We start from the raw sequence: 6395 nt of genomic DNA, 5'->3' as shown, positions 1-6395 counted from the left end.
TGATACATCTCTTTAATCATGCCACGGCTTGATAACTCCGCTGACTCGTCACAGCCTCACTTTAACGGCTGCTTTGCATGGACTTCGGTGGCGTTACAAACCTCGTCAGTCAGATTGTGCTTATCGAAGCGATACCAACCTTCAGGGACACGTATCCCCTGTGGCCTAACTAATTCTCTGTGTACGCTTCACCTATCTTGTTCGTCAGTAAAAAAAATACTGGCTCCGCCATAGGCGCAACACTCGATACGGGTGGTCAGTTACACCTTACCCGACAGGGACTTACACCCTGCAAGATGCATCAAGCTTTGCTTGACGCACTAACGCCGGCATTCAACATGTTGCCCGGTTAGAAGATTTTCCTCCAGAGAAATGGCAGCAGTTAATTAATGTCATGCTCACTGGCCCAGCCATGCTAAGCCGGGCGTTTATTCCTGGCATGCGACAGCGTGATTTTGGCCGAATTATTAACATTGGCTCTATTCATGCGTTAATTGCCTCACCGTTTAAATCTGCCTACGTTGCTGCAAAGCACGGTTTACTTGGCTTTAGCAAGGTGGTCGCACTTGAAAATGGTGACAAAAACATCACCATCAATACCATTTGTCCGGCGTATGTAAAAACGCCATTGGTGGAGCAACAAATTGCCGCCCAAGCAAAAGAAAATAACTTAACCGAGCAGCAAGTTATTGAGCAGATTATGTTAGCGCCTATGCCACAGAAAGCCTTTATTGATGTAAGCGAAATTGCGGAAACTGCCGCGTTTCTCTGTAGTGCCGGTGCCAAACACATGACAGCCCAAACACTGGTTCTGGATGGCGGCTGGACAGCACGCTAGCCGCTTGGCGAAAACTCAGGCACAATCGGGCGATATGAGTATTTGATGACAGCGCCAGAGCAGATGATCTTAAATGGCAGCACTATTGGGCTGGGTACCATAGCTGCACTCTCGTTAGTGTATTTGCTAATCCTGTTTAGTGTCGGGCATTTTGGTAAGCGCATTAACAGCAAACATCCACTCGCTCCTTGGGTATTTAGTTTTGCTTTATCAATTTACTGCACGTCCTGGGCGTTTTACGGCGTTACAGCCCAAGCGGCAGTAAATGGCTGGTGGATACCGCCAACCTATATTGGGTCGTTTATTCTATTTTGGTTTGGCTTTAAACTTATCGCCCGCATAGCCATTGCCTGTAGACGCTATCGCATTACCTCAGTCGCCGATTTTATTGCCACCCGCTTTGGTCACTCCCGCATGTTGGCCGTTATCACCACCCTGATCATGCTGATGTCGGTTATTCCTTATATTGCTTTGCAGCTGCAAGCGGTATCAACCAGTATTAATACCCTGGTTAGCAGCACACCAAATGAGCATTGGTACAACGATACCGGGCTCTTTGTCAGTTTGTGGATGGCGGTATTTGCACTGTTATTTGTTAGCCGCAGCGCCAAAGCTCACCAGCCAAACCCGGGGTTAATGACCGCCATTGCGTTTGAATCGCTGGTCAAGTTACTTGCCCTACTGGCAATTAGTGCCTTTGTATTCTGGGGCATGTACGATGGTATTGGCCAAATTTTCACCCTGGCAGAACACCACCCGGCCGTACAGCAGCTACAACAACGGGCATTGCCTGCACATACCTATTGGTTGCATGTGCTGCTAGGTTTTGCGGCAACACTGTGCTTGCCGCGTCAGTTTCATGTCACCTTTGTAGAAAACCAACATCTGGGCCACTTGCGCAGTGCGCGTTGGATTTTCCCACTGTATTTACTGCTCATGGGCCTGTTTACCTTACCGCTGGCACTCGCTGGCGTGATGTTGTTAGGCGCCGATGCCAATATTGATTTAGTGGTATTGCAATTACCATTAGCTGCACAGCGCACTGATATTGCGCTTTTGGCCTATCTGGGTGGCTTTTCTGCTGCTACCAGTATGGTGGTTGTGGCAACGGTTGTACTTGGCATTATGATCACCAACGAATTACTCGCCCCCTTGGTGTATCGCACACCTGCTACGCAACTTGATCAGGCTGCACGGCATATTAAGGTGTCGACGCTGCGTCGAATTGCCATGCTTACAGTGATGACACTGGGTTATCTTTATTATCGTTGGATTGGTACAGAAACAGGTTTAGCTCAGCTTGGCCTGATGGCCTTTGCGCTGGTTGCCCAGTTGGCCCCAGCACTGATTATGGGCTTATTAAGCCGCAACATTAATCGTCAGGGTGCCATTGCAGGCCTGTGTGGTGGTGCTATCGCCTGGGCTTACATTATTTTATTGCCTGAACTAAGCCGGGCTAATTTAATTGGCAATGACTGGCTGGCACAAGGGCCCTTCGGCTTGCAGTTTTTAGCACCGCAGTATCTGTTTGGTTTAGAGGCTGACGTTATCAGTATTGGCGTTTTAGTCAGTCTAAGCATGAACTGCTTATTGGTTTTTCTGGTTAGTCGTTTTACCACCACTGGTGTGGGCGAATGGCTGGAAAGCGGCCGTTTCTTGCGTACGCAAATTGTGCAAACCAATACCCGGCCAATAAACTTGTCGGTGCAGGATTGCTACTTACTGGTTAAGCGTTTCGCCGGTGAAAGAGAAGCCAAGCGTTTGTTGCAACGTAATCTGAAAACGCCGCATGATCTTACCCAACAAGCCTCACTAAATATGTTGCAGGCTGCTGAGCGCAGCCTTGCCGCTGTGGTAGGGGGTGCATCCATGCGTTTAATCATGAATGCCTCTGGTAAGCATGCCACCTTACCGATGGAATCCGTTGCGCGTTTTGTCGATGAAGCCAGCCAGGTGTTTCAGTTTAATCAAGCCCTGTTGCGCTCAACTATCGACAACATTAGTCAGGGCATCAGTGTGGTTGACGCCGACTTGCGCTTAATTGCCTGGAACCAGCGCTACATAGATATGTTCAGTTACCCGGCAGGTTTGGTTGAAGTGGGCAGACCGGTGGCGGATGTTATTCGCTTTAACCTGCGCCGCGGCCTGATTGATAGCGAAGATATTAACGCCGAAATTCAAAAGCGGCTCGATTACCTTAAATTAGGTAGTGCCTATAAGTTTCAGCGTCGCCAGCAAGATGGCCGGGTATTAGAAATGCAGGGTAATCCATTGCCAGGTGGCGGCTTTGTTACAACATACAGCGATGTCAGTGCCTTTATCGACACTCAGCAACAGCTTGAGCAAAGTAACCAATTGCTTGAGCAACGTGTCACCGAACGCACACAAGCACTGCAGCAACTAAATGCCCAGCTACAACAAGCACAACAAAAAATTGAAGCCAATACTCAGGCAAAAACACGTTTTTTTGCCGCTGCCAGCCACGACTTAATGCAGCCCTTCAATGCATCTGCACTATTTGCCAGCCTGTTAAGAGACAAACTTACCGAGCCAGAGCAACAGCAGCTCAGCCAAAACCTCATTAGCTCACTTAATTCGGCCGAAGAATTACTGGCGGCTATTTTAGAGTTAACCAAACTGGACTCTGGTGTTATTAGCGCACACCATCAGGCGGTTTTGCTTGGAAACGTATTGGATGATATTGCCCGTGATGCTGCCATTTTAGCGCAAGAAAAAGGTCTGCAGTTTCACTATATTGCATCGTCATTAACCGTAAGTACTGACAGAAAACTGCTTAAACGGGTTATTCAAAATTTACTGGCTAATGCCATCAGATATACCCCAAGCGGCAAGGTGTTATTAGGCGTAAAGCGACGCCAACAGCAACTGCAAATTTGCGTTGTCGATACCGGCGTTGGTATTGCTGATACCGATCAACAGCGTATGTTTGAGGAGTTTCAGCAAGGACCACAGCAGGAACAAAAAGGCTTAGGGCTGGGCCTTGCCATTGCCAGGCGTATAACAGGCATTTTGCAACACCCCTTGTCGTTACAATCCACACCCAGGCTTGGCAGCTGTTTTTCTGTGCTAGTGCCTATTGCTGAACCTATCATAACGACTAACGTTAAGCCTGTTACCGTTGACATTAGCGCCAGCTTTAGTGGCAAAAGTGTGCTGTTACTCGACAATGAACCCCAGTTACGCAGTGCGGTTGCAGAGCTACTGCGCAGCTGGAATATGGCGGTTACTTCTGTTGGCCAACCCGTCGAAGCCTTAGCCAGCTTGCAGCAAGGGTTTAAACCCGACTTACTCTTGTTCGATTATCATTTGGATAATAACGCTACTGGCGTTGACGTTGCACAGCAGCTTGCAGCGCATTTTGCCGTTAATGTGCCCGTGGTTATTCACTCAGCAGATCATGATGAGATTATTCGCGAAACGGCACTCAATGCAGGCTATTATTTTTTACTTAAACCGGTTAAACCCATGGCATTGAAAAAGCTGTTTCAGCGCTTATTGCGCGACAATAATGTTTAATACCGCGCCCTAAAAGCTCTCTGGCAAGCGGAGTTTTTCGAATAAAATACCAGCTAATGTACGGTTATTAACGTTAAGTTTGCGCAATATTGCTGAGACATGCTGTTTAATGGTGGTTTCCTGCACATTCATTTCATAGGCAATCTGTTTGTTGAGCAAACCATCGGCAATCATTTTTAACACCCTAAACTGCTGTGGGGTAAGCTGCTCTAGTCTGCCGGCAAAATCATCATCAATTAAGGTTTTAGCATTACTCACGTCTGCTACCAGTTCAGCAGGTAACCAAATATCGCCCTTTAGCACAGCCTCTACCGCTTCGGCTAATAGCTCAAGCGGTGCTGATTTTGGAATATAGGCCGCTGCACCCAATGCCAGTGCTTGCTTAATAATGACCGGATCTTCTTCTGCCGACACCATAATAACCGGTACGTCGGGGTATTCGGTGCGCAGTGCGCTTAGGCCGGTAAAGCCATCACTGCCAGGCATTTTCAGATCAAGGAAAATAAAGTTGGTATCTGGGTGCGCTCTGAGCAAAGGCCAAAGCTGTTGCATATTTTGCGCTTGAAGCAGCAGAGCGTCGCTACCCAGTATATTGGCGCAAGCTTGAGAAAGGGCCACCCTAAACAGCGGGTGATCGTCAGCAATTAAAGCAATCATAAGGTCTGTTCTGAGCATTTTCGCCCATGATGAACCGGGGCTTTCGCCCCGGCAAGTGTTTTATTACTAGAAACGGTAACCAACAGACAAGCTTACAGTACGTGGCGCACCGTAGTAGCCTATCAGCGTATTGTCACCGCCTAAGCCTGGAATATACTGGCCAGGGTTAGCTGGATCTGGTGCGATAAACGCATAGTTACCCACCAAATACTCTTCGTCAGTCAGGTTTTTACCATGCAACGCTATACTCCAATGACCATCACTGCTTAGCCAGGTTACGCCCAGGTTCAGTAAGCCATAGCCGTCTTGCGTTAACAGGTTGTCTAACTCCACCACGGCATAGTCGCTGCGGTAATTGTAATTACCGTTAACTATCACATCACCAAAATCGGTCATCAGGTTGTAGCTAAAGCCAACATTCATGGTGGTTTCAGGTGTATTAGTCACCGAGAAACGATCGGATATGTCCACCTGGCCAGTACCGGGTATAAAAGACACCGCTTCTTCAAAACTAGCGTCAATTAAACCCAGGTTACCGTAAATTTCCAACTCACGGCTGGCACGCCAGGTAACTTCTACTTCAGCACCGGTGGCTTCTGAGCGGCCAACGTTACCTAAGCGTTGATTTAATGCTGAAGCATCATCTTCGTCCGGGATTACCGAAATATACTGCCGATCTTTATGATCTAACATAAACAAGGTAGCATTGATGCGTAAGGTGTCATTCCAGTCGCTTTTAATACCTACTTCAAATGAATCAACATCTTCCGGATCCGCGGCAGGTTCAGCAACTGTAGCACGGGGGTTAAAGGTACCTGACTTAAAGCCCTGACTATAACTGGCAAATAGCATCATATCGTTGCTGTGCTGGTACTCAACACCAATCTTCGGTGTCACTTTAGACCAGCTTTCGCTGTCATCCAACACCACCGGTGTGGTTAACCCTTCAGGGCGCACATAGCCCGGCACCCAACCCGACTCTGGATACACATTAGCAAAAATAAGGCCATTACGTACTAGGGCCTGTTGATCTTTGCTGTTTATAATTCAGCCAACCCACATTGGCAGCCATAATAGACAGCAAGCCAAGGCAAGTGTACTTGCATAATTCCGGGCCAATTTATCATACCGGGTTGCTACTGAACGGTAATGTTTTAGCCTGGCAAACACGTTCTCTACTAAATGGCGATATTTGTACAGACACCAATCAATATCGCCATTTCCAATTTTTGAATTACGTTTACGCGGTATCGTTGGGACGCCATTTTTCGCTCGGATCTGCTCCCGTACTTTCTCACTGTCATAGCCCCGGTCTGCGATAACATGCTCGGCATCAGGCAGTTGTTCAAGTAACTCTATAGCT

Annotated in this window: 5 protein-coding genes; 2 read left to right on the top strand and 3 right to left on the bottom strand. The window is 47.8% G+C overall.

The window, feature by feature from the left end; genetic code table 11:
- The first annotated feature begins 331 nt into the window (after positions 1–331).
- A complete protein-coding gene (locus H595_RS22980) occupies positions 332–838 on the top strand; it encodes an SDR family oxidoreductase (RefSeq protein WP_240474948.1) in 507 nt (168 codons plus the stop codon).
- A 45-nt stretch (positions 839–883) separates the two neighbouring features.
- A complete protein-coding gene (locus H595_RS0118995; protein WP_027672578.1) occupies positions 884–4375 on the top strand; it encodes a PAS domain-containing hybrid sensor histidine kinase/response regulator in 3492 nt (1163 codons plus the stop codon).
- Positions 4376–4384: 9 nt separating this feature from the next.
- On the opposite strand, the gene H595_RS0118990 is transcribed toward H595_RS0118995, so the two are convergent.
- The 3 genes from H595_RS0118990 to H595_RS0118980 form a co-directional block, all read right to left on the bottom strand.
- Complete coding sequence (locus tag H595_RS0118990) at positions 4385–5032, bottom strand: response regulator transcription factor (protein ID WP_027672577.1); 648 nt, start codon at positions 5030–5032, stop codon at positions 4385–4387.
- Between the two features lie 66 nt (positions 5033–5098).
- Complete coding sequence (locus tag H595_RS22975; protein ID WP_240474947.1) at positions 5099–5989, bottom strand: TonB-dependent receptor; 891 nt, start codon at positions 5987–5989, stop codon at positions 5099–5101.
- A 90-nt stretch (positions 5990–6079) separates the two neighbouring features.
- The coding region (locus tag H595_RS0118980; protein WP_027672576.1) for an IS5/IS1182 family transposase at positions 6080–6395 on the bottom strand (316 nt) is incomplete at its 5' end.

The sequence above is a fragment of the Rheinheimera baltica DSM 14885 genome (genome assembly GCF_000425345.1).
Classification (GTDB): Bacteria; Pseudomonadota; Gammaproteobacteria; order Enterobacterales; family Alteromonadaceae; genus Alishewanella; species Alishewanella baltica.
This window is presented reverse-complemented; position numbering and strand designations above follow the sequence as displayed.